The organism is Exiguobacterium sp. SRB7LM (assembly GCF_015712685.1).
GTDB classification, from domain to species: Bacteria; Bacillota; Bacilli; order Exiguobacteriales; family Exiguobacteriaceae; genus Exiguobacterium; species Exiguobacterium profundum.
The window spans coordinates 2,042,389-2,065,483 of sequence record NZ_VWVR01000006.1; the positions used below are offsets into that span (position 1 = coordinate 2,042,389).

General features: G+C 45.7%; 25 protein-coding genes. 10 read left to right on the top strand and 15 right to left on the bottom strand.

Translation table 11 applies throughout. The features are described from left to right. The first annotated feature begins 293 nt into the window (after window positions 1–293). The gene (locus F3H97_RS11255) at window positions 294–629 is read left to right on the top strand and encodes a hypothetical protein (protein WP_015880680.1); all 336 of its coding nucleotides are present in this window, start codon (window positions 294–296) and stop codon (window positions 627–629) included. 14 nt (window positions 630–643) lie between these two features. On the opposite strand, the gene F3H97_RS11260 is transcribed toward F3H97_RS11255, so the two are convergent. The 6 genes from F3H97_RS11260 to F3H97_RS11285 are packed head-to-tail and all read right to left on the bottom strand — an operon-like array spanning window position 644 to window position 3,373. After that, window positions 644–1,114: a hypothetical protein gene (locus F3H97_RS11260; protein ID WP_196431423.1), complete on the bottom strand. Its 471-nt coding sequence runs from the start codon at window positions 1,112–1,114 to the stop codon at window positions 644–646. Then, window positions 1,101–1,619, bottom strand: coding sequence for a hypothetical protein (locus F3H97_RS11265; protein ID WP_196431424.1), 519 nt, complete (start codon window positions 1,617–1,619; stop codon window positions 1,101–1,103). The genes F3H97_RS11260 and F3H97_RS11265 overlap by 14 nt, the downstream gene beginning before the upstream one ends. Next, entirely contained in the window at window positions 1,598–2,068 is a 471-nt protein-coding gene (locus F3H97_RS11270; RefSeq protein WP_196431425.1) for a hypothetical protein, read from the bottom strand. Before F3H97_RS11270 ends, F3H97_RS11265 begins: the two co-directional genes overlap by 22 nt. Beyond that, complete coding sequence (locus F3H97_RS11275; protein ID WP_196431426.1) at window positions 2,052–2,501, bottom strand: hypothetical protein; 450 nt, start codon at window positions 2,499–2,501, stop codon at window positions 2,052–2,054. Before F3H97_RS11275 ends, F3H97_RS11270 begins: the two co-directional genes overlap by 17 nt. Continuing rightward, window positions 2,502–2,930 carry a hypothetical protein gene (locus tag F3H97_RS11280; RefSeq protein ID WP_196431427.1) on the bottom strand — a complete coding sequence of 143 codons (429 nt, stop codon included), beginning with the start codon at window positions 2,928–2,930 and terminating at the stop codon, window positions 2,502–2,504. Next, the gene (locus tag F3H97_RS11285; RefSeq protein WP_196431428.1) at window positions 2,927–3,373 is read right to left on the bottom strand and encodes a hypothetical protein; all 447 of its coding nucleotides are present in this window, start codon (window positions 3,371–3,373) and stop codon (window positions 2,927–2,929) included. The genes F3H97_RS11280 and F3H97_RS11285 overlap by 4 nt, the downstream gene beginning before the upstream one ends. A gap of 205 nt (window positions 3,374–3,578) precedes the next feature. Between F3H97_RS11285 and F3H97_RS11290 the strand changes: the two genes are divergently transcribed. The 8 genes from F3H97_RS11290 to F3H97_RS11325 all read left to right on the top strand — a co-directional run bounded on the left by F3H97_RS11290 (window position 3,579) and on the right by F3H97_RS11325 (window position 9,874). Continuing rightward, window positions 3,579–4,289 (top strand): GntR family transcriptional regulator, encoded by a 711-nt coding sequence (locus F3H97_RS11290; RefSeq protein WP_074034729.1) that lies wholly within the window; start codon window positions 3,579–3,581, stop codon window positions 4,287–4,289. 154 nt (window positions 4,290–4,443) lie between these two features. Then, window positions 4,444–4,791: a PTS lactose/cellobiose transporter subunit IIA gene (locus F3H97_RS11295; RefSeq protein ID WP_196431429.1), complete on the top strand. Its 348-nt coding sequence runs from the start codon at window positions 4,444–4,446 to the stop codon at window positions 4,789–4,791. Beyond that, window positions 4,788–5,096: a PTS sugar transporter subunit IIB gene (locus tag F3H97_RS11300; protein ID WP_015880671.1), complete on the top strand. Its 309-nt coding sequence runs from the start codon at window positions 4,788–4,790 to the stop codon at window positions 5,094–5,096. Before F3H97_RS11295 ends, F3H97_RS11300 begins: the two co-directional genes overlap by 4 nt. 15 nt (window positions 5,097–5,111) lie before the next feature. Continuing rightward, window positions 5,112–6,518: a GH1 family beta-glucosidase gene (locus F3H97_RS11305; RefSeq protein ID WP_196431430.1), complete on the top strand. Its 1,407-nt coding sequence runs from the start codon at window positions 5,112–5,114 to the stop codon at window positions 6,516–6,518. Between the two features lie 12 nt (window positions 6,519–6,530). Then, on the top strand, window positions 6,531–7,859 hold the full coding sequence (locus F3H97_RS11310) for a PTS sugar transporter subunit IIC (protein ID WP_196431431.1): 1,329 nt from the start codon (window positions 6,531–6,533) through the stop codon (window positions 7,857–7,859). 74 nt (window positions 7,860–7,933) lie between these two features. Next, on the top strand, window positions 7,934–8,260 hold the full coding sequence (locus F3H97_RS11315) for a hypothetical protein (protein ID WP_196431432.1): 327 nt from the start codon (window positions 7,934–7,936) through the stop codon (window positions 8,258–8,260). Beyond that, window positions 8,257–8,835: a hypothetical protein gene (locus tag F3H97_RS11320; protein WP_196431433.1), complete on the top strand. Its 579-nt coding sequence runs from the start codon at window positions 8,257–8,259 to the stop codon at window positions 8,833–8,835. Before F3H97_RS11315 ends, F3H97_RS11320 begins: the two co-directional genes overlap by 4 nt. Window positions 8,836–8,911: 76 nt before the next feature. Beyond that, the gene (locus F3H97_RS11325) at window positions 8,912–9,874 is read left to right on the top strand and encodes a quinone oxidoreductase family protein (RefSeq protein ID WP_196431434.1); all 963 of its coding nucleotides are present in this window, start codon (window positions 8,912–8,914) and stop codon (window positions 9,872–9,874) included. Window positions 9,875–9,926: 52 nt separating this feature from the next. Here the strand turns inward: F3H97_RS11325 and F3H97_RS11330 are convergent, their stop codons facing one another. The 9 genes from F3H97_RS11330 to F3H97_RS11370 all read right to left on the bottom strand — a co-directional run bounded on the left by F3H97_RS11330 (window position 9,927) and on the right by F3H97_RS11370 (window position 21,412). Beyond that, window positions 9,927–13,001 carry a DEAD/DEAH box helicase gene (locus tag F3H97_RS11330; protein ID WP_196431435.1) on the bottom strand — a complete coding sequence of 1,025 codons (3,075 nt, stop codon included), beginning with the start codon at window positions 12,999–13,001 and terminating at the stop codon, window positions 9,927–9,929. A 38-nt stretch (window positions 13,002–13,039) separates the two neighbouring features. Then, window positions 13,040–13,279 (bottom strand): hypothetical protein, encoded by a 240-nt coding sequence (locus tag F3H97_RS11335; RefSeq protein ID WP_196431436.1) that lies wholly within the window; start codon window positions 13,277–13,279, stop codon window positions 13,040–13,042. An 86-nt stretch (window positions 13,280–13,365) separates the two neighbouring features. Further along, window positions 13,366–14,718 carry a GH1 family beta-glucosidase gene (locus F3H97_RS11340; protein WP_196431437.1) on the bottom strand — a complete coding sequence of 451 codons (1,353 nt, stop codon included), beginning with the start codon at window positions 14,716–14,718 and terminating at the stop codon, window positions 13,366–13,368. A 24-nt stretch (window positions 14,719–14,742) separates the two neighbouring features. Continuing rightward, complete coding sequence (locus F3H97_RS11345; protein ID WP_196431438.1) at window positions 14,743–15,672, bottom strand: carbohydrate ABC transporter permease; 930 nt, start codon at window positions 15,670–15,672, stop codon at window positions 14,743–14,745. 3 nt (window positions 15,673–15,675) lie between these two features. Next, the gene (locus F3H97_RS11350) at window positions 15,676–16,575 is read right to left on the bottom strand and encodes a carbohydrate ABC transporter permease (RefSeq protein WP_015880663.1); all 900 of its coding nucleotides are present in this window, start codon (window positions 16,573–16,575) and stop codon (window positions 15,676–15,678) included. A 59-nt stretch (window positions 16,576–16,634) separates the two neighbouring features. Next, a complete protein-coding gene (locus F3H97_RS11355; RefSeq protein WP_015880662.1) occupies window positions 16,635–17,936 on the bottom strand; it encodes an ABC transporter substrate-binding protein in 1,302 nt (433 codons plus the stop codon). A 202-nt stretch (window positions 17,937–18,138) separates the two neighbouring features. Continuing rightward, window positions 18,139–19,152: a LacI family DNA-binding transcriptional regulator gene (locus tag F3H97_RS11360; RefSeq protein ID WP_196431439.1), complete on the bottom strand. Its 1,014-nt coding sequence runs from the start codon at window positions 19,150–19,152 to the stop codon at window positions 18,139–18,141. A 166-nt stretch (window positions 19,153–19,318) separates the two neighbouring features. Then, window positions 19,319–20,395 carry a hypothetical protein gene (locus F3H97_RS11365; protein WP_196431440.1) on the bottom strand — a complete coding sequence of 359 codons (1,077 nt, stop codon included), beginning with the start codon at window positions 20,393–20,395 and terminating at the stop codon, window positions 19,319–19,321. A gap of 144 nt (window positions 20,396–20,539) precedes the next feature. After that, window positions 20,540–21,412 (bottom strand): TetR/AcrR family transcriptional regulator, encoded by an 873-nt coding sequence (locus tag F3H97_RS11370; RefSeq protein WP_196431441.1) that lies wholly within the window; start codon window positions 21,410–21,412, stop codon window positions 20,540–20,542. A gap of 164 nt (window positions 21,413–21,576) precedes the next feature. On the opposite strand from F3H97_RS11370, the gene F3H97_RS11375 reads away from it, so the two are divergent. Continuing rightward, complete coding sequence (locus F3H97_RS11375) at window positions 21,577–23,073, top strand: DHA2 family efflux MFS transporter permease subunit (RefSeq protein WP_196431442.1); 1,497 nt, start codon at window positions 21,577–21,579, stop codon at window positions 23,071–23,073. The last annotated feature ends 22 nt before the right edge of the window (window positions 23,074–23,095 follow it).

Below are 23,095 nucleotides of genomic sequence, written 5' to 3' on the forward strand. Positions count from 1 at the left end.
CGTGACACGCGACTGGAAGGCATCCGCCGAAATCTCGATCACCTTCGTCCTCGTCAACTCCGCAGAGTTCTGGCGCTTCCACTTCATATCTAGCCGTTTCTCCAGATACGCTTTCATGCTATCGAGTACAAGGCGTGTTGGATAGAGAAATTGTTAAAGTAGTCGCTAAATACTTTTTTACCGTTCATGTAAAAGTCACCACTTTCACTAAAAAGCCATCAATCCATCAGGTTTTCGAGTAGGGAGAGAACGGGCATGATACAAGTAACAAGTAAAGAAATGAGGGGAAACACATGGGTGGAATCTTCCTGTTGATCGGCATACTTTTATCCGTCTTATCCAGATGGCTCGAATTTGAAGGCAATAGCACGTTAGGGGATGTCATGTTGTTTCCTGCAATTTTCTTTATGGCTATGGCGTTTCTCTGCAGTTTCCCTTATTTCAAGGAATGGTGGGATGACCGCTCCACCCGTAAGAAAGCATTTTTATTCGTGATCTTTGCCGCAGTCGGCATCCTATGTCTGCAAGCCGCTTTCTGGTTTGTCGTTTGGCGCGATCAATGGCTCGGACTTCTTCTCCTTCTTCCCTTTGCGGCATGTGTGGGGTTCATCGCTCGTCTATTCAAATAAAATGGGAGAGACGCTCACGCGCTCCCCCATTTTTGTTCTTCTCTTAATTCACGTTCTGTGACATAGTTCTCATCAAGTCGGACCATATGTTGTTCATACAATCGATGCATCATCATAGAACTCGGTATGAGCACTGCAATCGTTACAAAGAAAGCAAGCGTCGAGATTTGCTCGGTAACTGTGAAATATAGAAATACAATCACGAACGGATACCCAATCAGTCCAGTAATCGAGTTCCAATGCGCAAGTCGTTTCGCCTCTCTCGATGTCAGATAACGTTTCTTGATTGCTTCTCGGTCCCACGTCTTCTTCCATGCAGGTAAGGCAGCGATTTCCGAAATCACCAATACACCTACTAACGAAATCCACCCTTTCTCTACAGCGAAGAAAAGCATGAGTGCGAGTGCCCCACTCATCATACTAACAGTCCACTTCCCAGATTCATCGAATGTCGTTAATTCTCTCATCTGATCACGTTTGTTCACGACGTTGCTCCTTCTCGTATTCACGGACCTCACGAATTTCTTTTAAATCTTGATCCGTCAAATAGTTCTCGTCATAAGATTGAATGACGCGGTCGAACCGCTTCGCCAAGTATTCAATCCCGAAAAACGTCAGTTGCGAAAGGAGGAACATACGGAACGATTGTGGACCTGTCGTTTCACTCGTGAAATAGAAGAGTCCATAAATCCCGACACCCGTCAAAGCGAGCGTATGTGCCATCATTTTGAACGATAAGAGGTTTCGTGCCGTCTGATTCGTCACAAAGCGCAGCCACATCCGATATTGTATAAAAATACCCGTCAAGACTGCAGCGAGCACCGCATATAATGTTCCCGTGACGACACCATCTGAGAGTGTCCAATACGAGGCATAAATCAAAAAACTGACGACGAGTCCGATGCCGATGATGCCGACACCCCATTTCGTCAAGCGGTCTACTTTTAGAATCGTGTCGATTTGCGATTTCACTTTTGGTGATGGTTCCATATGGCTCCCTCGCTTTCTAGTATCGCTTCATACGTTGGTAATCCTGACTGATGCGTATGGATTCGCTCTTCCCACTTCTTCTCTCGATACGATTTCGTCAACCCCCAAAGGGCGACGATCCCACCGGTCAGGATGAAGGCATCTTCGTTCACATACATCGGGATGAAGAGCACAAATAACGAAACAGCACTAATCCAACAGTCAACGAGTCGATATCGTAACACCCGAACGACGTTTTGATGTTCGGCAAAAGGGCGAATGACTCGATATTCCATATATCCTTTATAAGCCATGCCCATGGATACGACCAACATGACCGGGATGACCCATGTCGCCTGTGTCCGTAACATCACGATGAACGAAATGAGGAATATGACGAGTACCGGCCAGCCAAAGAACCGTTCGAATTGTTTGGCATGCGTTATCGTGAGTTCAAATTGACGGTCCATTTAGTACACTCCCTTCAATCACTTCCTCATACGTCGGTAATTCCGGATCGATTTGTTTAAGTTGCTTCGTGAACCACTTTTGCCGAGTCGGACTGAGTACTCCCCATATCCCAAAAAAGAGACCGATCACGAGACCAAAATCTTCCGCTGTCAGAAGTGTCACCATGAGCGCCGTCAACAAAATCGCATCCACCCATTCGAACACGTATTGAAAAATGAGGATTCGATGCGCCTTCGGATGTTTTGTCATTTGCCACATGATTCGCATTTCTTGATATCCCATCACGACAATCATCACGGAGACCGACGCCATGATGGGGATGAGCCACATTTTCTCTAGCAAGAGAGCGACAATAATAGCCGTGACATATAGAATCAAAACGGGTACGGCATAATGTCGCATCCGTTGAACCCACTTTACGTCTTGTGCCATCTAGATCGCCTCCTTGTCGAAATGTATATACTCCATATCTAGTCGTTTCGTTTGTTTGTTCACGTTCAACGTCCATAGCATCGCACCACCGATGAATACCGTGACACACACATACGCCACGTTTGAGGTAAACAATAGTTGATGATTCAATGCGAGAAAAAAAGCGACACTATTGATTCCGTCCCGAACAAGTTGGTGACGGTACAATCCTTTCAATTCTGCTTGAAACCTCAGGCGCATTCGATAGCGCTTCACATATAAGATGTTCAGCGGAATGAGCGCACAGGCCATATATAGCACGCCCCACGTAAGGTCATCTGTAAATAAACTGATCGGTAACATCAATACTACAAATGTTCCAAACAGGCCAAATATCCATTGGTCGAATAAACGCTTCCAGGCTTTTTCTTGTGTCATGCGTCCAATCATTGATTTCGTCGCTCCAAATCTAACTGATGTAACAACGGAACACGTTCATTTAACTTCTTTTGAAACATCCGTGACATCTGATCGCTTACTACTCCCCATACGAGCAATCCGATCGCTAACATCAAACTGTCATATTGAAAGATTAGCAGAGCCGAAATCAAGGAGACGAGAACACCCGAACTGATCAAATCATACAGTAGGTTCCATTTTAGTAACTTCACGACATCTCGATCTTTCATATGCGTACGACGCATCCGATACTTCTTCACGTCTAATCCAATCATGGCCATTCCAATCAAGACGAACGGCATCGTCAACCAGACATAACGTCCGAAAAAAGATAAAATAATGGCCGTCACAACAAACACCAATAATGTATAGCCGACCCGAAGGTGTGACTTGCGCCATGTTGTTTCTTCCATATGCCAATGTGCCTCAGTCAACTAGAGCACTTCCTTTCCTTCATATGCATTACTCCTATATACGTACTCTATGCCCTCATTGTTTCACATTTTCCGAATATTCTAGCATTGAATCGTTCGACTTTTTTCAACAATTGACGAACGAAACGTATCCGCTTACAAAGGTTATCTGCTATACTGTTACCAAATTCATTCCCACAAATTTTTTTGAAAGGTGTAGAACTGTATGTCTCCGAAGTACAAGCAAGTTGCGAGTCAGATTGAAGCGGACATCGTCAATCACGTCTACCAACATACGAATAAATTATTGACCGAGGATGAGTATGCCAACAAGTATGGCGTCAGCCGCAACACGGTCCGAAAAGCGATCGAGATCCTCGTCAACAAAGGATACGTCTATCAAGTTCAAGGGAGCGGCGTCTTCGTCCGTGACCATTACAATAGTGATTACATCAATTTAGAAAAACTCCAAGGTCTCACAAGTGACTTCAGCGGTCGAAAAGTCGAGACACGCGTCTTACACTTCGAACAGACGGTGGCGAACGATGAGGTCGCCGAACGTATGAAGTGCCCGATCGGGACACCTGTCTACTTCGTGAAGCGGCTACGTCTCGTCGATGACCACCCGTTCTCGGTAGAGGATTCATACTTCCGAAAAGAGCTCGTCATCTACTTGGATGAGAACATCGTTCAAAAGTCGATCTACACGTATTTACGAAACGACCAAAAACTTGCCATCGGATTCGCCGACCGAGTCATTTACGCAGACTTTTTAGATTCAGAGTCCGCCGACCTGCTCGACCTGAACGAGAATGATCCAGCCTTGATTGTCGACAACACCGTCTATTTGACGAACGGACAAATCTTCGACGTCTCTCGTTCCATTCATCATTTTAAACATGTCAAAATGCTCAAAGTCTCGAACATCAAGTCCTAAACGCGCCCGAGAGATGCTTTTCTCGTGCGCATTTTTTATGCATTTTTTTCGAAAAGAAAGGGTTTACACGAAAACGCTTTCGTGCTACTATCAACGTGTAGAAAATATTTGTACCTATGAATTTTAGTTATCCATACAAAAAAGGAGAGATATTATGGTTTCTGAAACAATCGACATCTCACCGGAAGATATTTTCGGTCTCATCGCCCTCTCGGGTGACGCCAAAGCGAGCTACCATCAAGCGATGCTCCTCATGCAAGAAGGAAAGAAAGAAGAAGCCGAGGCGGCAGTCGTTGCTGGTGACGCGACATTAAAGGAAGCACATGCGATTCAAACGAAATTCGTGACGCTCGAAGCACAAGGTAAATCAGCAACGGTCGGTGTCCTCATGGTGCATGCGCAAGATCACTTGATGAACACGATTCTCGTCAAAGAAATGCTTGGATATATGATGAATATGCAAAACGAAATCAACGAATTGAAAGGAATGGATCAAAAATGATTAAAATCGGACTCTTCTGTGCGGCAGGTATGTCAACAAGTATGTTAGTAGAAAAAATGAAAGCGGTTGCCTCTGAACGTGGCATCGAAGCTGAAATCGCAGCTTACCCAGAATCGGAGATGGAAACTTACGTTGACAACATCGACGTTGCACTTCTCGGACCACAAGTGAAGTACCTCCTTTCAAAAGGGAAGCAAATCTGCGAACCAAAAGGTGTTCCAATCGACGTCATCAACACAGTCGACTACGGCATGATGAACGGTGCGAAAGTATTAGACCACTCATTGAAACTTGTAAATAAATAAACTGAGGTGATGACTTTGAAAATGCCTAAAGATTTCTTGTTCGGCGCTGCTTCGGCCTCTTACCAGGTCGAAGGCGCATGGAACGAGGACGGGAAAGGCCTCTCGAACTGGGACGTCTTCTCGAAAATTCCTGGTAAGACATTTGAAAACACAAACGGCGACGTCGCAGTCGACCATTACCATCGTTATAAAGAAGATATCGCGCTCATGGCGGAGATGGGACTCGAATCGTATCGTTTCTCCATCTCATGGCCGCGTATCTTCCCGAACGGTACGGGTGAAGTGAACGAAAAAGGACTCGAGTTCTATAACAACTTGATCGACGAATGTTTGAAACATGACATCGTCCCATTCGTCACGCTCTACCATTGGGACCTCCCACAAGTACTTGAAGAAAAAGGCGGCTGGAAGAACAAAGAGACCGTTGACGCATTCGTCCGTTTCGCAGAGACTTGCTTCCAATCGTTCGGTGACCGTGTCAACCACTGGATCACGTTCAACGAAGCGGTCATCTTCTGCTCACTTGGATACTTAACAGGCGCACACCCGCCAGGTATCGAAGGCGACGTCAAAGGATATTTCCAAACGACACATAACGTCTTCGTCGCTCACGCCCGTGCCGTTGAGCTCTTCAAACAAAACGGTCACACTGGCGAAATCGGGATCACACACGTGTTCAACCCGGCGTTCAGTATCGATGACGCAGAGGAGAACAAGTTTGCCGAAATGCATGCGAACGCTTATGCGACGCATTGGTTCTATGACCCGATCTTGAAAGGTGAATACCCAGAGTACGTCGTAAACGGTCTAAACGAACAAGGTCTTCTCCCTGAAATGACAGAGGAAGAACTCGACGTCTTGAAACGTACCGCTCCGATGAACGACTTTATCGGTCTCAACTACTACAGCCCGCAGCGCGTCATGAAGAATGACTCGGCGCTCGTCATGGCCGGTGGACGTGAGAACTCGACAGGTCGTCCGGGTAACCCATCGTTCGATGGCGTCTACAAGACGGTCAAGATGGATGACAAAGTATATACGAAGTGGGATTGGGAAATCTCACCGGAAGCGTTCCTCGCTGGGATGCACATGCTGAAAGATCGTTACGGCGACGTCAAAATCTATATCACAGAGAACGGTCTCGGTGATGTCGACCCGATCGTCGACGGTGAGATCATGGACACGCCACGGATAGAGTACATCGAAGGACACCTTCGTGCAGTCAAACATGCTGTTCAACAAGGCATCAACGTTGCCGGTTACTATGCTTGGTCTGCAATCGACCTACTCAGCTGGTTGAACGGTTATAAGAAACAATATGGCTTCATCTATGTCGACCACAACAACGGTCTCACACGGAAGAAGAAACAGTCGTTCCATTGGTATAAAGAGATCATCGCCACGCGCGCTGAAGACCTATAAGGAGGTTCCCCTATGAGCCGCTTAGAAAGAGTATTTGAAAAGTTCACCCCTGCTTTTGTTCGCTTCGCGAACGCCAAGCCCGTCCTTGCGATTAAGGACGGGTTCATCCTCACGATGCCGATGACGATCATCGGATCACTGTTTCTCCTCATCCTGGCGTTACCGATTCCAGGTTGGGCTGACTTCATGTCAGGTCTATTTGGAGCAGACTGGTCACTCCCGCTCACGCAAGTCGTCGGCGCGACGTTTGACATCCTTGCTTTGATCGGTGTTTTTGGAATCGCTTACTCGTACGTCAAGAATGAAAAAATCGAAGGCGTACCAGCTGGTATCCTCGGAATCATCTCGTTCCTCATCATCACACAGGCTTCTGTCTTGTCTGAATCTGGGGAATTCGTCGGTGGCGTCATTCCAAAAGTATGGACAGGTGGACAAGGTGTCCTCGCTGCCATCATCGTCGGATTGACAGTCGGATTCATCTACTCGCAGTTCATCAAACGCGGAATCAGCATTAAAATGCCAGACGGTGTCCCGCCAGGCGTATCGAACTCATTCTCTGCACTTGTTCCTGGTTTAGCGATCATCTCGCTCGCCGTTGCGACGTTTGCGATTTTCCAAGCGGTTGCAGAGCGTACGTTCACAGAAGTCATCTATGATGTGCTTCAAGCACCACTTCAAAACTTGACAGACACACTCGCTGGAGCCGTCATCATCATGGTGCTCATGTCAGTCATGTGGTGGTGTGGGATTCACGGTGCCGCAATCCTCATGGGAATCATGGGACCACTTCTCACAGCGAATGCACTTCAAAACCAAGCCATCCTCGATGCTGGTGGTACGCTCGTCGCTGGCGAGAACGCAAAAATCGTTACGATTCAATTCCTCGACGTGTTCACGAAACTCGGTGGATCAGGAATCACAATCGGCTTCATCATTGCCGTCTTAATCGTTGCACGCTCGGCACACTTGAAGCAGCTTGGGAAGTTGTCACTTGCACCAAGTATCTTCAACATCAATGAGCCGGTCATCTTCGGGATGCCAATCGTCTTCAACCCGATCATGTTCGTCCCATTCGTCGTCGTGCCAGCCATCGCTTCATTCATGGTCTACTTTGCCATCCTTTGGGGTTGGGTCGAGCCGTTCAACGCGCTTCAAGTACCATGGACGACACCTCCAGTCATCTCTGGATTCTTGATTGGCGGATGGCGCGCTGCCCTCTTACAGATTGCAACAATCGCCATGGCCGTTGCCGTCTATCTCCCGTTCGTTCGCATTCAAGACCGCGTTTCGTACGGTGAAGAATTGAAAGCACAAGAAGGCTCTGATCAAGCATCAGCCTGAAACAAAAACGACAGCCCTTCTCAATCATGAGGAGGGCTGTTATATTTAGGGAAAAGAGTCAAGGAGTTGGAAATTTGAAAGCATACTATCCTTCCATATTCGCCGTTATCGCTGGTCTGTCCGGATTACTCGGACTGTTGCTTCAATCGGTCTACCCCATCATGTTGTTTCCTGTCTTTTTACTCATTGCGGGATACTGTATGGTACATGCGAATAAGCAGAAAACAACCGTCCGAAACTATACACCGAGCTTTCTAATTTTATCGAGCGCCGCCCTCGCATTCGGTCTTGGCTTCCAATCGATTTTGCCATATGCCATGCTTATCGGGGTCGTAATCCATACGGTCTGTCTCTTCTGTGCCATCATCGCACTTGGACGATATCGGGCACATGTCTCATGAAGGCTGTGACTGGACTCGGTTGGGGCGCATTGATTTTAGCGCTCGCCCTCGCCCCGCTATTGATCGTCGACTTGATTCTCATCTATCTGCTTGAAGACACAGCGTTCCGAATCTTATCGACTCTCGCGATGCTCGGTTGTTTCTACCTATTGTCGACGATCCTCAGTTTGTTTGTTGATGGGTTAACGGGAGCGTTACGCTCGTTTGTTCATACGAATGTACCGCGTCTAATCGACACCATTCTGCACGGAGCAGTGAGCGGAATCAGTCTATACCTTGTACTGACACTCTTTCCGTCTATCGATTTATCGACGCTCACCGTCATGGCGATTGTATTCGTGCACTTATTCGGTGCATCATTTTGGCTAGATCGGGAGAATTCGAAAGAAGACGTACCTCTTGAACTTGATTCAATCGATCAGCAGATCATCCACTTGTTACGAACCGAAACCATCGTGTCCTGCGTCGAACGCATTCAGCATGATTACCCGGATTTACCGAAACGGGACGTATTGAAACGAGTCAAACGCATCAGTCAATCCAACAAAGTCACCGAACCGTTTCATGGTCGGTGACTTTTGTGCGTCATCACGAGCGAATCGTGAGCCGTATGCTATAGTTTGAATGAATCTAACGAAGGAAGTGATCAGCATGAAGGCACTCGTCTTTCATCAGTTCGGTGGCCCGAATGTCTTAACATATGAAGAGGTCCCGACACCGATGCCACAAGTCGATGAAGTATTGGTCCGCACGAAAGCCATCGGATTGAATTACGCCGATGTATATCGCCGGAAAGGCAACTATCATCTCGTCGGAGAACCGCCATACATTCTCGGATATGAAGGAGCCGGTGTCATCGAGGCGGTCGGGGCGAACGTCACATCGCTTCAAGTCGGGGACCGGATTGCCTTTGCCGATGTTCCACAGGCCAACGCAGAATTTGTTGCCGTCCCGCTCGACAAGGCGATTCCTCTTCCAGATGCCATCTCATTCGAAACGGCTGCATCGATCATGCTTCAAGGATTGACGGCCCATTACCTCGTCCACGACAGCTATCGGATTCAACCTGATGACGTCGCGGTCGTCCATGCAGCCGCTGGTGGTGTCGGTCAACTGTTGACGCAAATGATTCAACGTCTCGGTGGACAAGTCATCGGACTCACGTCCACAGTCGAAAAAGTGGCGACGGTCCAAGCGCATGGTGCCCGTGCTTATCGCTATGACGAAGCATGGGTCGAAGCGATTCGTAACGTCACAGACGGTCATGGGGCCGATGTCGTCTATGACTCGGTCGGTTCGATATTAGAGGATAGTTTCGAAGCGACCCGCATCGGCGGAACGGTCGTCTTCTACGGCATGTCCGGAGGTGACCCCACACCGGTAGATCCACGCATGCTCATGGATACGTCCAAGACGTTGACGGGTGGCGACTTATGGAACGTCCTCACCTCAAAAGAGGAACGGATTCGCCGGTCACACGAATTGTTCAGCTGGATCGAAGACGGTTCACTCGTCATTCCGCCACCCACGACGTTCGCTTTGTCCGATGGCGCATCGGCCCACGCCTTTTTAGAGAGTCGGAAGAGCCAGGGGAAAATCTTGTTACTTCCATAAATGAACGCCAGCCCGATTTTTCGGTGCTGGCGTTTTATGTGTCTTCTTTAATTTATACTTTCTGAGGATGGATGACTTTAGCATGTTTCGCTATTGTTGCATAGTTTTTCATTGGTGATAACAAGCTATAGTCACCAATAATATGAAACTCTTTCTTGGCTCTCGTTACTGCAACGTTGATTAAATTCGGCTGTTTACATGACCATTCAGCGGATGATTTTGTATTTTTATCTGTCCCGACTACAAAATAGACGATATCCGCTTCCTTACCTTGGAACGTATGAACTGTGCCGACACTTTGTTTTATCCATTCAATCGAAAACCCTTTATTCTTCAGCATTTTCGTCAATTCTTCTTTTACCGCTGAAAAAGGTGTAATGACGTAATGATTGGGCACTTCACCCTTTTCATTCTTTTGGTTCAATAAGAGATGGACTAATAACTCTCCTTGCTCTTTTACAAACTGACGCTTCGTCACACTACCTTTACAGTCATACCATTTACAGTTATCAGTATTTATTGATGATTCGCTAGCTAACACCATTTTGTTTCCATATGCAATTTCATTCGCAATTGAAAACATTGGATTGCTACACCGTCGATGAACCCATAGCGGAATACCCATCCATGCAGTTTCGGTTGTGTTCATCCCTCTCGAATTCGCTTGATCCGCAAGTGATTGCACTGAAGCACTCATCCCGACATGTTCTTCGGACACACCATAGTACTTCCTTACATCACTCATAATGGTTTGATCAATCGTGACAACTGGCTCAACCTGCAACGGATCTCCTACAGCAAGAACCCGTTTAGATCTCCATATAGCGCCAGCAGCTTGTTGAGGAGTGGCTTGTCCAGCTTCGTCAATGAATAAATACTCGATAAAATCTTCACCTACACCCTCATACATGGCGCTAAAACTAGCGAATGTTGTACTAACCAAAGGGGTGATCAAATGTACCGTTTTCAATACTTCTTTTTTTACTTTTCTGTGCTCTGGATTACTTAAGTCTAAACCATTACGAAAGCGTAATAGACGCATCGCAGCATTAATTTTGTCTGCATTACAAACCAGTGCAAGTTTATGGAGTTTCATCGCTTTTAGAAACAGCAAGCCTCGATCATAATTCAATGAATCCGTTACCCACGGTGTATTGATTTGTCTACGTGCGTACGCCTCCTCATCATCATTCCAATACTGTTCATTTGGGATAATTAAACTCTCTGACGCATATTGCTTAATTAGTTGGTCATACTTCGCTAACTCTTCCTCTAGATTTTTCACTTCTGTTATGAATTGATTCTTTTTATTTCTCACTTTAGTTGTTTCTGCTTCACGTTCCTTTAGAGCATCTAAAATATGGAATAACTCTTCCTTTAAGCTCATCTCACGCTCATCTTTAGTAAAGAGACGTGAAATGAATGAGCGTTTCGGTAAAAGAGAAATTTGCTCGTCTACTATACCTCTTTTTTTAGATAACTCTTCCTTATCCTTATCCGCATCTTTTAATTGAGACTCATAATTTGTAATTGACTCTTTAAAGTTCATTAGTTTGTTCGTCATCACCGGAACTTTATTAGATTCTTCATATATTTTTTGAAGATGTAATTTTTTGCTTTCGATTTGTCTGCTCAACTCATTAAACTCTTCAACAGCGCTATGCCACTCTTTTTCAACCTCACTCTTCTTGTATTGAAGAAGATGTGCAGACAATGTTTTTTTATCCTCGTCGAGTTTTTTATTCTCTTTTTTAGATGCGAACATATGCTGTGCAAATTTATCGATATTCTTTGCTTTGCCGAGTGGGACTGAAAACAACCCCCATGTATCAACTTTTTCATCGCCCGATATCAACATTGATGATAAATCAGGAAATAAGTCGAGTACTTTTGCTTCCTCAGCGTACCGCTGATCGAATTCAGAAGAGTCGTCACGAATCACTTCGTTCTTTTTCGGTAAATCCTTCGAAATGTTTTCTACAGCACCGTTATTGCTTGATGCAACTACCATGCTAAAGGAGCTTATCGCCGGATTCAACTTCGTAATTGGATATGAATAGTCTCCCAATTTGACTGATTCAACTGTGTCGTCAAACATTTTGTACGGACTTTCAAGTTTTGCTAGTTCCCTAGATCGCTCCACCACAACATTTGCGAATATATCTTTTAATAAAGTGGTTTTCCCCGTTCCAGGTGGTCCATTTACGGAACTGACATCCTGATTCTCTACAAAAAACTGATTGACGGCTACTTGTTGCATGAGAGACAGACGATGCTTGACCGGTGATGGCCATCGTGCAGAAGGAAGATTCGTTGGTTGAAGCATACCTTCAATATATGTACGGTTTTCGTCGATATGTGTGCGTTGCTCAAAGTTCATACCCGAGATATACGTTAATAACGTTTGATTGATACTGTCTTCCGATAAAATCTTTTGTAAATCACCCATATAAAAATTCGGTAATGGTTTTCGGTTTTCGTTACCATTTTTTGCTTTCTCAAAGAATACCAAGTTCAACTCACGGTAATTTTTTAACTTCTCTTCTTCCTCTCCACCTTCTTCGTTTTTAACTCTATAGAAATAACGAATATATTCGTCTTGAAGTTTTTTTACTGATGATTTAGTGATCCCGTTTAAAAGTATCTCTTGCGCCCTCAACTCTAAGGAGTCAAGAGCACTCTTGAACCTTTCTTCAAGATACCTATAATTGATTTGATCTTTCCCCTTTATTTCTTTCATAACGTACATTATAAATGGAACGACCAATGAATCTTTTATGTACTTTCCGGTTTGGTCAACCGAGAAAGAAAAACTATATGACTCCTGCCTCAGCTTATTCACTAACTCATCTTCTATATTAAAGAGCTTTCGTAAAGCCTCGACTAATTGATATTGTTTATAGCAATCACAATAGTAAATATAATAGTACGAAGCTTTTTTTAATTCGACTGATTGAAATAATTGTTCACCATCAGCCGATTCCACATCAAATTCACGCATTGTCATTTTTTTTTGATTATCTTTAAATTTTTCTCCCTCTAATTCTTTATTATTCGGAAGATTGTGTGGGGATAACGCTTCTATTAAATGCCATGCCTCTAATACTGACTTCTCAGCTTCTTTCACTGTTTTTCCTCCTTCAAAATATATACATCTTTATCCTATCACTCTTTTCGAAGCGAGTACCCACCCACCTCAAGCAAACGCATCCGTCTCTGATCAATCGCCGCATGAATAATCACGGTCACACCTGGATTGAGCTCCATCATCTTCTTGATTTTTCGTAAGTCATCTCCCTTGATCTCAACGGGCAACACAAACTCGCCTTCTCTCAAATGAACGAATTTGATTTTCCCAAGGTCGTCATATCCCGTCACTTCGTATGTCGCAAACTCACGTTTCATAGAATATCCCTCCCCTATCTTCGTTCCCAAAAAGATAGCATTCCACACAAAAAATCCATCCCCGTAGCGGTGGGGATGGATGCATGTTACGCCTCGACGCTATCCGCGTGTTTGGCTTTATGGTCGGCGATGACACCGGCATACCACTTCGCGCTGTCTTTCCAAATGCGCTCCTGTGTCTCAAAGTCGATATAAAGAATGCCGAAGCGCTTCTCATAACCGAAGCTCCATTCGAAGTTGTCCATGAGCGACCAGAGGTAGTAGCCTTGAATGTTCATGCCTTCATCGTTCAAACCGGAGACGGCTTCGAGGTGCTGGCGGACGTAGTCGATCCGGTTATCGTCATGGACTTCGCCATTTTCCAGCACGTCGTCAAATGCGGCGCCGTTCTCTGTGATGTAGATCGGAAGGTCAGTATACTCGGCGCGTAAACGACGGATCAGGTCTTTGAATTCGTTCGGGGCGATATCCCAGCCCATGCCCGTCTTCTCGTAGTCCGAGTAAGCGTCTGCCTTCAAGAAATCGTTTGCTGCGTTGAACTCGACAATGCCGCGGCTGTAGAAGTTGATGCCGAAGAAGTCGCAAGATGTCGAAATCGTCTCCATATCACCCGGTTGGATGAAGTCGAAGTTATGCACATATTTGGAGAACAAGTTCATCATATCAGCTGGATACTCACCTTTGAAGACCGGATCGAGGAACCAGCGATTCGAATACCCGTCGGCATTGTTCATCGCAAGGCGATCATTCGCAGAATCCGTCTTCGCGTACATCGGTGACAAGTTGAGCGTGATGCCGATCGGGGTCATGGACGTCATCTCTCGCTTCAACAACTCGACCGCTTTTCCGTGCGATAACAATATGTGGTGCACGGCGCGTACCGCTTCGTTCATGTCACGATGACCCGGTGCATGAACACCGACGTGGTAGCCGAGGAAGCCGGCACACCAAGGCTCATTGTGGGTAATCCAAGAGTCGACGATGTCATCAAGCTCTTCAAAACAGACTTTCGCATAATCGAGGAACCAGTCGACCGATTCACGGTTGACCCAGCCACCTTCTTCGTGAGCCCACATCGGAAGGTCCCAGTGATAAATCGTGACGGCTGGTTTGATTCCTTCTTCACGTAGACGCAGCGCCAAGTTTTTGTAGAACGCCATTCCTTCTGGGTTGTACTCTCCCTTGGCAGGGAAGATGCGTGGCCACGCGATGGAGAATCGATACGTGTCGACACCTAACTTTTTGATGTGCTGGATGTCTTCCTCGTAACGATGGTAGTGGTCACATGCGACATCGCCGTTATGCTTTTCAAACACGCGCCCGTCGATGTCACAGAACATATCCCAGATGGAAGGAGTACGGCCTCCTTCGTTATATGCGCCTTCAATTTGGTACGAGGACGTGGCTGTCCCGAATACGAAGTCTTTCTTAAAATGCATAGTGTTTTCCTCTTTTCTCTATATTTATTCTTTGACAGCACCTGCCGAAATACTGCTGACGATGTACTTCGAGAGGAACAAGAAGGCAATCATAATCGGTACGACCGAGATTGCGATGCCCAGGTAAAGCGAGCCGAGGTTCTCTGCGACTTGTGATCCTTTCAAGAAGCCCATCAAAACAGGCAACGTGTATTTCTCAGGCGAGAACAAGAGGACAAGTGGCATCAAGTAGTTGTTCCATGAGCCGATGAACGTAAAAATAGACATCGTTGCAATCGCTGGCATCATCATTGGAAGTGCGATTGTGTGGAAAATACGTAGCTCGCTCGCACCGTCAATCCGTGCCGCTTCAATCAAACTGATGTGAAGCGTTGCTTGCGTATATTGACGGATGAAGAAGACGGTGAACGGTGTTGCAATCGCTGGGACAATCAATGGAATGAACGTGTCCAAAATACCGAGCGTTTTTGAGATCTCATAGAATCCAATGAGTCCGAGTTGCGCTGGCACCATCATCATGACAAGCATGAAGATGAACATCGCATTCTTCCCTCTAAAGTTATAGAACGTAAAGCCGTAAGCCGTTAGGGCTGAGAAGTAACCAGACAAGACCGTCACCGATACAGAGATGATCAAGCTGTTCTTGAAGCCGTTCCAAATGTTGATGTATTCGCTGAGCGTCGCATAGTTTTCTGCAAGCGCCGTCCCCGGAAGAAGTGAGAACCCAGCCATGATTTCTCCATTCGTCCGGGTCGCGTTGACAATCATCATCAAGAACGGAATGAAACAGATAATCGCGAGAAGGATGAGCCCTGTATAAATCAAACCTCGTGCGAATCGCTTATTCGTTTTCTTCTTAGAAGGCGGCGCCACTTTAAGCGGACGCTCCTCTTTCCGTTTCGGCTGCGCTTCGCTATCTGGAAGCATTCGCCGTGATTCCGCATTTTGTTCCATTGCTTACGCCCCCTTCTGTGTCGCGCGCTCTTTGCGGAACATACCCTTGAAGACGACCGCCGAGAAGATCAGCGTGATCAAGAATAGGCCGTAAGCGACCGCTGACGCATAGCCATAGTTGTTATACTTGAAGGCTTGGTTGTACAAGTAAAGCACCATCGTGTTCAACGAACCGTCTGGTGAACCGATCCCGTCTGTAATCAACATCGGAAGGTCGAACAACTGGAGTCCACCGATGAGTGACGTGATCATGATGTAGAGAAGAATTGGTTTCAAGAGCGGCAACGTCACTTTCGTAAACATCTGCCAACGGTTCGCACCGTCAATGTGAGCGGCTTCGAAGTAATCTGTCGAGATGCCCGATACCCCTGCCATGACGATGATGAAGGAGTGTCCGAACCACATCCATGTCAAAATGAGTGAAACGGATAACTGTGCCGTCACCGGTTCTGCCAACCAGTTGATTGGATCCGAAATCAAGCCGATTTTCATCAACACCATGTTGAGTGAACCGTGCTGCCAGTCGAGTAAAATACCGAACAAGAGCGCGACCGAACTGATCGTGATCAAGTTTGGAAGATAGAAGAACGAGCGGAAGAACGATAGTCCTTTTAACTTCAAACGGAGGTCAGAGAAGATGAGCGCCAAGAGAAGCGCCAATCCAATCTGCAAGACGAAGTTAATTCCCCAAATTTTGATGGTGTTGAAAAACGCCTCGATAAAGTACGTATCCGTCAACAACCGTGTGTAGTTCGCAAACCCGACGACCTCTTCACCCGGGCTCCCCGTATAGTTCGTGAAGCTATAATAAAGCGTTAAGAGGACCGGATAGATGCTGAATGTCAAGAAGACGACCCAGAACGGGGCGATGAACAGATAGCCGTAACGATCTAGTTTTTTCACGTGTATTTCTCCTTCCATAAGAACCGAGGGGGGAGCTCCCCCCCTCGTGTTGGTCATCGTCAGTCTACAACGATGTCTGGGTAAGCGTTCTTCGCTTGTTTTTTGAACTCTTCAATCGCTTCTTCTTTTGACTTTTTCCCTTCTACATACTGAAGGACAGATGCACCATAAAGTGTATCGAGCTGTTGGTCGTATTTCGTGACGATACCTGGTGTGATTTCATCTGCTTCATCGAGGAAGAACTCATAGTTGTTTTGTCCGCCGAGGAACTCATCGCTGAAGTCGTCTTTAATTTTGTCTGTGACCGGGTTGAACGCAAGTACGTCGCCTGTCTCTTGTGCCCACTCTGTCAAGAATTCTTCATCCTGTGTCATGAGTTTTACGAAGTCGTAAGCGGCTTCTTTGTTTTTCGATCCTTCATAGACTCCGAGCCATGTACCGCCCCAGAAGTATGGGCTTGGTCCGCTTGTGACAGCCCAGTCACCTGCAGTCTGTTTCGCGTTCTCTTTTAATACAGAGTGGAGACCCCATGTTGGGAGGACGTATGAGAAGACTTGTGTCTCTGTCTCTTTTCCGTTCTCTTTCACTTTGATTGGCTTATCCATTCCTTCGAACCATGATGGTGACCATTCTGGTGCGAGCGCAGTGTATTGCTTCTCACGAAGTTCTTTCGCATAGTCCATGTAGTTGATTTTATCTTCTGTCAAGACGAGTTCGTTTTTATCGTTGACCCACGCTTCTGGGTTTGCTCCTTGTGAGAACCAACGGATCGCGCCTTCGTCCGGGAACATCTTGTATCCTTTTTGTTTCATCTTCTCAGCAACTTCGAAGACACCGTCCATCGAGCTCATCATTTCGCCGATTTCAGTCGGGTCGTCTGTACCAAGTACTTCTTTTGCTAAGCTACGTTTGTAGTAAACGCCACCTGGTGTCGTTTGCCATGAAAGAGCGCGAACGTTTCCATCTTTATCTTTCCCGAGGTCAAACACGTACGGAACGTAGTTGTCTGCGATTTCATCGACACTGTATGGCTCGTCCGAAAGGTTTTCCCAATAACCTGCATCAACCCATTGTTTAAGGAATGCGATTTCTCCTGTGAAGACGTCCGGTGCGCCGACGCCACTCTCAAGTGCTGGCTTCAATTTCGTTGGATAGTCCGCGATCGGGACGATAGTCAATTCAACTTTGACACCGTTCTTCTCTTCATATGTTTTAATTGGTTCTTTTAATTCGTCCGTAAATGACCAAACTTTTAAGACGTCATCTTTTGATTCAGAAGCTCCGCCTTCGCTGTCTGAGCAACCGCTCAAGACGCCAACTGAAAGTGCTCCGAGTGTAAGTAAGCTGACTAATTTACGCATGTGTTGTTCCCATCCTTTTTATAAGTAATAGTAGAAAGCGCTTGCAAAAAGAGGTTTAAAATTATCGAAAGCGCTTTCTTCATAGTCAAAATAAAATATCGAAAGCGCTTTCGATTTCTTTCAAAAATGACTTTCGAAATCGCGCTCCCCTCTCCATCCACTGAAGAAAAGAGAGCGACTTCGAAACATCATTGGCTATAAATCACTGTTTGACCGGTGCACAGGATGCCCGTTCGACTAAGCGTACCGGAATGACGCGACGTTCAGTGAGTCGCTCTTTCGCGGTCATTTGTTCAAGTAAAAGTTCTGCTGCCGCTTCTCCGATTTCGTCCGTATCTTGGCGAATCGTGGTCAGTTTCGGCGTGATGTATTGAATCATTTCAATGTCATCATATCCGATGACAGAGATGTCATTTGGGACATGAAGACCGTGCTCGTGAATGGCTTCGATGACACCGATTGCCATTTGATCCCCGGCCACAAAGACTGCAGTCGGTTGATCGTCTAGTTCAAGCAATTGTTCCATCGCTTGTTTCCCTTCCTCAACCGAGAAGAAACCGGCGTTGACGAGGTAGCCTGGTCGAATCGGAAGGTCCAGCTCTTGCATCGCAAGTTCATATCCTTTGATTCGTGCCGCTCCGGCGTCAATCGTTTCATCCCCAGCGATGTGGGCAATTTTTCGATGACCGAGTTCATAGAGATAATTCACAGCGAGACGTGCCCCTTCGATGTTATCGGAATAGACGACGCTACAGTTGGCGCTGTCCATATCGACGACGACGATCGGGATGTCGCTTCGCATAAGCTCTTGAACTTGCTCATCCATTCGGTCCGAGCAGATGACGACGATCCCGTCGACCGCACGGTGTTTAAAGTGTTCGAGGTAACTCATGTCACGATTGCGTAGATTCCGCGAGGCAAAGATCAAATCGTAGCCCTGCTCCTCTGTCGCGTGACGAAAACTTTCGATGATTCCGTTGAAGAACGGGTGCTTCATCCCGACTTCGTTCGCCTCTGAGAACATGACCCCGATCGCCCATGATTTTTTCGTCGATAACGACTGGGCATGTGCGTTCGGCAAGTAGTCCATCTCAGCAGCGGCTTGAAGAATCTTCGCTCTCGTCTTGTCACTCACGTCTTTGTAATTGTTCAACGCTTTGGACACTGTCGTGATTGAGAATCCTGTTTTTTTGGCTAAATCATAAATCGTACCCATGTCATTCTCCTCTTCCCGAAAGCGCTTTCGGTAATTTGATTGTAGCGTATGGATTTGTAGGAATCAATTCTTTTTCGAGGAAACTTTTTGATTCTTTTTTCCATTCCTTGTTTCTTCTATATTACTGTAAAGGGAAGAATTTTGTCATACCTGTGTACAAGCTATATTATTCCTTAACATTGATGGTCCAGTCTCCATCTGCCGTTACGACAAACACATATACACTAGACTCTTCAAAGGAGTAGCGTTGAGACCCTTCATAACTCCCTATTTCATTCACTAACAAATCAACCTTGTTGACGTTCACTGCAAAATTAGAATCCCCATTATGCGAAAACGAAATTTGATAAGACCCTTTATCAATTTCAAAAAAGACTACATCGTCACCTTTTCCTTTTATAGCACCTGGTAGATTTTCTATTTCAAGAGGTCGATATTGCATAACATTAATTGTCCAATTACCTTGATTGCCATTTATATTTAAGTAATAATCCCCTGCATCCTCAATCCAAACAAAACTCTTTCCTGAATAGTTTCCTATTTCATTCACTAGTAAATCAATCATTTCCCCTTGATCATTTTGAAGTGTCACTGCAAAATTACTTGAACCATTGTAAGTACTGGCTACAACAGCAAACCCTCTTTCAAGCTGAATTGCATCAGTTCCCATATCTGATGAACCCTCTATTGTTGTCGTTAAATCTTCTTGAATCTTTTTGACATGATTGTTTTTTACTTGATCTAAATCTTTATTCACACCTACTTCGATAATTGAGTCTGCGTCGTATACCACGACTATGTTTCGATTCTCGATTGTGACTTCATCAAACTCTAGACCATAAACAGTATATCCTCGGTTAATTTGTAATTCATAAAATTCCATGTACTCCTTATAGTTCGATATTGGTTCCTCAGGCTGAACGTCTTGTAAAAACTCTTCCACAGAAGGTTCTTGAACTTCTTCGACCTCTTCTTCAATTACCGGTTCAGGTTCACTCTCGTCCTCTGTAACTGCTACTGTGCTCTCTTCTTCAAAATCAGTAGCCGCTTCTTGATTATTTGTTTCAAGAATTCCGAGTATGAAGATCAACCAAACACCTGCGAGAAAAATCGAGCCCCCTAATATGATAGGGAATGAAGTGATATCCTTTTTGCTAAAATAACGAAATACAGAATAGAGACCATATGCCGCTCCACCTATTAGTAGAGCGATTGCAGTAAATGCAATCACACTTTCTAGCATATTCAATTCCTCCCATCTTCAATCGCTTTCATCTTCAACATTATCCATCACTAATTATTACCCATATTTCCCATACGAACCTACAATTGTTCTATCTTTTATATCGAAAAATAAAAAAAACCATCCAGAAATATTGGATGATTTTTAATGTGTCCGCGTATACAACCACACGAGATTTGTGAACTTTTGTACTTCGGTCTCGCCTGTCACGCCTTTAAATAGCCGTTGGAATGGCTTTAACAATTGCTCTAACACGATTTTCCGAAGACGCTCTTGTTTAAGTTCGAACGATATCGCATCGAACAAATCTCGCTGTTCTTCTGTCATGTCGACATGCTCTTCGATGCGAGTAGCCATCTCAATCAATTCCTCGATTGTTATGAGATGTTTATCTGTCGTCCCACGCATTTGATCGACCGTGACCGGGTTCAAGACGTGCTCTCCTGTCTCCATCATCCGAGCGGCAATCAATTCGACATACGTGTATAAGCTTCGGACGACTTTTTGAGGAGAGTAGGCAGCATTCGTGATGCGGTTCGTAAACAAGATATGTTGCAACATTCCGTTGAAGAGCACTGTCAATTCCATCGAATACGGTCTGACGGACTCTCCGATGATTTCCGTCAAACGCATCGCAATCCACTCGATTTCATAAATGCGATGTTGAAGGACGAGTTTCTTCAATTCATTCTCGTTCGACGACATGATCGATTCAAATAACGCGTGCAAGTTCCGCTCTTCGTTCAATTGAATCAATATCGAAATCTGTTCGATGAAGACGTCACGATCTCGCTTATCCCGCCCCATCTGCATTTCGATTCGGCGTTGCCCTGCATCATATCGTAAGTTCTCGAGGATACTAGCGACACAATCCGTCTTCGATGAGAAGTAATTATAAAACGTCCCTTTGGAGATATTAGCGCGGTCGATGATCTCTTGCACCGATGTGTGCTGTACCCCATTTTCGATGAAGAGAGACATGGCAATATCGGCAACTTTTCTCTTTTTCTCTTTCATATTTTCGTGACTCCGTTCTCTCTAGTTTGTACCTTTACTATAGCACCGAAAACCTTTTTAGACTAATAGTACAAAATAGTTGCTTTATTTATACAACGGGTATAAAATCATTTCATCGACACTTACCAACACATAACTATTTAGAAAATAAAGGAGCCATCCATATGAAACCAGAATTCCAAAAGAAACCGCCTTACGTCATGTTGGCGGTGCTCTTTGCGGGTGCATTCATCGCATTTTTAAACAACTCATTACTGAACGTCGCGCTCCCATCGATCATGGTCGATCTCGAAATTGCAGACTACTCGACCGTTCAATGGCTCGCGACAGGCTTTATGCTCGTGACTGGTGTGCTCGTTCCGGCATCCGCCTATTTGATCACTCGTTTTTCAAACCGCAGTTTGTTCATCACGTCGATGAGTATCTTCGCCATCGGTACGGCTATCGCGGCCTTCTCGCCAAACTTTGGCTGGTTGTTGACTGGTCGAATGATTCAAGCCGTCGGAGCCTCAACAATGGGACCACTCTTAATGAACGTCATGCTCGTCAGCTTCCCGCGTGAAAAACGGGGAATGGCGATGGGGATTTTCGGACTTGTCATGATCTCGGCACCTGCGATTGGACCGACACTTTCCGGTTATATCGTCGAGTACTATGACTGGCGCGTCTTATTCGAAATGATTTTACCGCTCGCGATCATCGGTCTCGCGCTCGCTGTTTGGAAAGCAGAGAACGTCATGGTCCAAAATAAAGACCAATCTCTCGACTACTTGTCACTCGTCTTATCGACACTCGGATTTGGTGGGATTTTATACGGTGTCAGTTCAGCAAGTTCAGACGGCTGGGATAATCCAATCGTCTTGGCGACGATGATTGTCGGTGCCATTTCGTTGATCGCCTTCATCTACCGCCAGCTTCACATGGAAAAACCATTGCTCGACTTGCGTGCTTACAAACATCCGATGTTCGCACTCGCGTCAGTCATTGCGATGGTCAACGCGGTCGCAATGTTCTCCGGTATGATTTTGACACCGGCTTACGTCCAAAGCGTACGTGGCATCTCACCACTCGATTCAGGGCTCATGCTTCTCCCTGGTGCGATCATCATGGGAATCATGTCACCGATCACGGGTAAACTGTTTGACCGATTCGGGCCAAAATTATTGGCACTTACCGGTCTGACAATCACCGCGGTATCAACATATATGCTCGCAAACGTCCAACTCGATTCGACCTACACGTACATCGTCTTGACGTACACGTTGCGTATGTTTGGGATGTCGATGGTTATGATGCCGATTATGACTAATGGACTTAACCAGTTACCGACTCGCCTCAATCCACACGGAACGGCCATCAACAACACGGCCCAACAAGTATCTGGTGCGATTGGTACGGCAGTCCTCGTCACCATCATGAACTCGGTGACACGTACGGAGGCTGAATCATTGATGACAGGAGTCGATCCTGCGACACTCACAGAGAGTTCGATGGGTGCCATCACTCAGCAAGCCCTCTTATCTGGGATTCAATATTCGTTTTATGTCGCACTTGGGATGAACCTTTTGGCGCTCGTCCTTGCGTTCTTCGTGCAACGAGTGGATGTGCGGAAGTTCGATGATCAAGTAGAGACTGTTGAAGAATTGAAACAAGCAAATTAAATGTTGAGAAGCCGCTTTGAAT

Excerpts from the sequence above, each read along its gene's own strand:
- F3H97_RS11345 (WP_196431438.1), bottom strand. The coding sequence starts at position 15,672 with ATGGAACAAAATGCGGAATCACGGCGAATGCTTCCAGATAGCGAAGCG.
- F3H97_RS11280 (WP_196431427.1), bottom strand. The coding sequence starts at position 2,930 with ATGATTGGACGCATGACACAAGAAAAAGCCTGGAAGCGTTTATTCGAC.
- F3H97_RS11270 (WP_196431425.1), bottom strand. The coding sequence starts at position 2,068 with ATGGACCGTCAATTTGAACTCACGATAACGCATGCCAAACAATTCGAA.
- F3H97_RS11325 (WP_196431434.1), top strand. The coding sequence starts at position 8,912 with ATGAAGGCACTCGTCTTTCATCAGTTCGGTGGCCCGAATGTCTTAACA.
- F3H97_RS11290 (WP_074034729.1), top strand. The coding sequence starts at position 3,579 with ATGTCTCCGAAGTACAAGCAAGTTGCGAGTCAGATTGAAGCGGACATC.
- F3H97_RS11340 (WP_196431437.1), bottom strand. The coding sequence starts at position 14,718 with ATGCATTTTAAGAAAGACTTCGTATTCGGGACAGCCACGTCCTCGTAC.
- F3H97_RS11335 (WP_196431436.1), bottom strand. The coding sequence starts at position 13,279 with ATGAAACGTGAGTTTGCGACATACGAAGTGACGGGATATGACGACCTT.
- F3H97_RS11300 (WP_015880671.1), top strand. The coding sequence starts at position 4,788 with ATGATTAAAATCGGACTCTTCTGTGCGGCAGGTATGTCAACAAGTATG.
- F3H97_RS11355 (WP_015880662.1), bottom strand. The coding sequence starts at position 17,936 with ATGCGTAAATTAGTCAGCTTACTTACACTCGGAGCACTTTCAGTTGGC.
- F3H97_RS11255 (WP_015880680.1), top strand. The coding sequence starts at position 294 with ATGGGTGGAATCTTCCTGTTGATCGGCATACTTTTATCCGTCTTATCC.
- F3H97_RS11365 (WP_196431440.1), bottom strand. The coding sequence starts at position 20,395 with ATGCTAGAAAGTGTGATTGCATTTACTGCAATCGCTCTACTAATAGGT.
- F3H97_RS11275 (WP_196431426.1), bottom strand. The coding sequence starts at position 2,501 with ATGGCACAAGACGTAAAGTGGGTTCAACGGATGCGACATTATGCCGTA.
- F3H97_RS11295 (WP_196431429.1), top strand. The coding sequence starts at position 4,444 with ATGGTTTCTGAAACAATCGACATCTCACCGGAAGATATTTTCGGTCTC.
- F3H97_RS11320 (WP_196431433.1), top strand. The coding sequence starts at position 8,257 with ATGAAGGCTGTGACTGGACTCGGTTGGGGCGCATTGATTTTAGCGCTC.
- F3H97_RS11310 (WP_196431431.1), top strand. The coding sequence starts at position 6,531 with ATGAGCCGCTTAGAAAGAGTATTTGAAAAGTTCACCCCTGCTTTTGTT.
- F3H97_RS11375 (WP_196431442.1), top strand. The coding sequence starts at position 21,577 with ATGAAACCAGAATTCCAAAAGAAACCGCCTTACGTCATGTTGGCGGTG.
- F3H97_RS11360 (WP_196431439.1), bottom strand. The coding sequence starts at position 19,152 with ATGGGTACGATTTATGATTTAGCCAAAAAAACAGGATTCTCAATCACG.
- F3H97_RS11370 (WP_196431441.1), bottom strand. The coding sequence starts at position 21,412 with ATGAAAGAGAAAAAGAGAAAAGTTGCCGATATTGCCATGTCTCTCTTC.
- F3H97_RS11265 (WP_196431424.1), bottom strand. The coding sequence starts at position 1,619 with ATGGAACCATCACCAAAAGTGAAATCGCAAATCGACACGATTCTAAAA.